Consider the following 2,388-nt stretch of genomic DNA (forward strand, 5'->3'; position numbering starts at 1 on the left):
TGGTGGCTGGTCGGGGGCGGTCACAGCGAGCTCCAGTCGTGGTCGGGGTAGTGGTGCACCGGTGCCGAGACATCGTCCAGCGCCCTGCGGATCTCCCCGGGAAGGGTAAGTCCCTCCACCGACAACGATTCCTCCAGTTGGCGTGTCGTTCGAGCGCCCAGGATGGGGGCCGCCACGCCGGGTCGGTCCCGTACCCAGGCCAGGGCGACCCGGGCGGGCGTGGTCGCCAGCCCGTCGGCGGCGGTGGCGACCGCCTCGACCACCCGCTGCGCCGCCCCGTCCAGATAGGGGGCGACGAAGGCGGAGAACCGGTCACGGGCACCCCGTGAACCCTCCGGCCGGGCCCCGTCGCGGTACTTTCCGCTGAGCACCCCTCGCCCCAGGGGTGAGGAGGGCAGCAGTCCGATGCCCAGCTCACGGGCCGCGGGCAGTACCTCCCGTTCGATTCCGCGCTGCAGCAGTGAGTACTCCATCTGGGTGGCGGCCAGGGGGTACCGGTCGCCGGGTGCGGAGAGTTGGTGGGTGCCGGCCATGGCCAACTGCCATCCGCAGTAGCCGACCACCCCGGCGTACCGGACCCGCCCGCTGCGGATGGCGGTGTCCAACGTCTGGAGGGTTTCCTCCAACGGGGTGTCGGGATCCCAGGCGTGCACCTGCCACAGGTCCAGGTACTCGACGCCGAGCCGTTCCAGCGAGGCGTCCAGGGCGTTCAGCAGATGGCCCCGCGAGCCGTCGAAACGCCGCTCGGGATCCGCGACACACCCCGCCTTCCCGGCGATGATCAGATCACGGCGGGGCACCGAGCCGTCCAGGAGACGGCCGAGCATGTACTCCGCGCCGCCGTCCGCGTACACGTCGGCGGTGTCCACCAGGGTGCCGCCGGCCCCCCAGAACGCCTTCAGCATGCCGGCGGCCTCGTGTTCCCCGACATCACGACCCCAGGTGAGCGTGCCGAGTCCGAGTCGGGATACGCGCAGGCCGGTGCGGCCCAGATGCCGGAGGTCCATGGCCGTTGAGCGTACTGGCGGGGCGCGCTAGAGTCCGGGGACCGGGTGGTTACCGATCGGTAGGTGTTCGGATTCCGTCCGGCCCGGAGCCGGTCGGCCGAACCCCTCCCCATCGGGGCCGGTCACCGGCGCGTACGCCCCCGGCGACCGCCGGCGAGGGGCGAGGGTCCCGGAGGACGGCGCACGACCGCGCACGAGCAGGGACAACCAGGGAAATGGGGCCGCTGTGCAACTGGGAATCAACCTCGGCTACTGGGGAGCCGGGATGGACGCGGACAATCTCACGGTGGCCCGGGAGGCCGACCGTCTCGGTTACGCGGTCTGCTGGGCCGCCGAGGCGTACGGCTCCGACGCCCCCACCGTGCTCTCCCGGGTGGCCGCCGAGACCGAACGCATCGACGTCGGCTCCGCCATCCTGCAGATCCCGGCCCGCGCGCCGGCCATGACCGCGATGACCGCCGCCACCCTCGACACCCTCTCCGGCGGACGTTTCCGCCTCGGTCTGGGCGTCTCCGGCCCGCAGGTCTCCGAGGGCTGGTACGGGGTGCGGTTCGACAAGCCGCTGGCCCGCACCCGCGAGTACGTCGAGATCGTCCGCCGAGCCATGTCCCGCGAACGCCTCGCCTTCGAGGGGGAGCACTGGACGCTGCCGCTGCCCGGGGGACCCGGCAAGCCCCTCAAACTCACGGTCCACCCCGTGCGCGAGCGCATTCCGCTCTACATCGCGGCCATCGGCCCGAAGAACCTGGAACAGACCGGGGAGATCGCCGACGGTGTCCTGCTGATCTTCTTCGCGCCCGAGCACGCGGAGGAGACCACCCTGCGTCACCTGCGGGCCGGTCGGGAGCGGATCGGCGCCGACCTCACCGGCTTCGACGTGGTGCCGACGGTTCCCCTGGCGGTGGGCGACGACCTCGACGCGCTGGCCGACCAATTCCGTCCCTACACCGCCCTGTACGTGGGCGGGATGGGCAGCCGCAAACAGAACTTCTACAACCGGCTGGCCCGACGCATGGGGTACGAGCGGGAGGCCGAGGAGATCCAGGACCTCTACCTGTCCGGTGACCGGGACGGCGCCGCCGCCGCAGTGCCCCGCGAACTGATCGACTCCACCACGCTCATCGGCCCGGTGGAGCGGATCGCGGACCGGATGCGGGCCTACGCCGACGCCGGCGTCACCACCCTGTCCATCTCCCCGGCCGGATTCGGCCTGGAGGAGCGCCTCGCATCCGTGCGCGCCGCCGTCACAGCACTGGAGCGGGCCGGCCTGGCCTGAGCGGTACCGGCCCGGCCCCCGGCCCCCGGCGGATTCGATTCCCCCGGAAGCCGGGGGCCGGGCCCCTCGTGCCCGACGCGGTGTCCCGGACTCCCACCCCGTCGC

At 72.4% G+C, this 2,388-nt stretch carries 2 protein-coding genes; one reads left to right on the forward strand and one right to left on the reverse strand.

Going from position 1 to position 2,388, the window contains the following annotated elements; translation table 11 throughout:
- Window positions 1-20: 20 nt before the first annotated feature.
- Window positions 21-1,007 (reverse strand): aldo/keto reductase, encoded by a 987-nt coding sequence (locus FNQ90_RS19875; RefSeq protein ID WP_182607612.1) that lies wholly within the window; start codon window positions 1,005-1,007, stop codon window positions 21-23.
- A gap of 226 nt (window positions 1,008-1,233) precedes the next feature.
- On the opposite strand from FNQ90_RS19875, the gene FNQ90_RS19880 reads away from it, so the two are divergent.
- A complete protein-coding gene (locus tag FNQ90_RS19880; protein WP_182607613.1) occupies window positions 1,234-2,283 on the forward strand; it encodes an LLM class F420-dependent oxidoreductase in 1,050 nt (349 codons plus the stop codon).
- Window positions 2,284-2,388: the final 105 nt, after the last annotated feature.

Origin of the sequence: Streptomyces alkaliphilus, from assembly GCF_014141535.1 — a bacterium.
GTDB classification, from domain to species: domain Bacteria; phylum Actinomycetota; class Actinomycetes; order Streptomycetales; family Streptomycetaceae; genus Streptomyces; species Streptomyces alkaliphilus.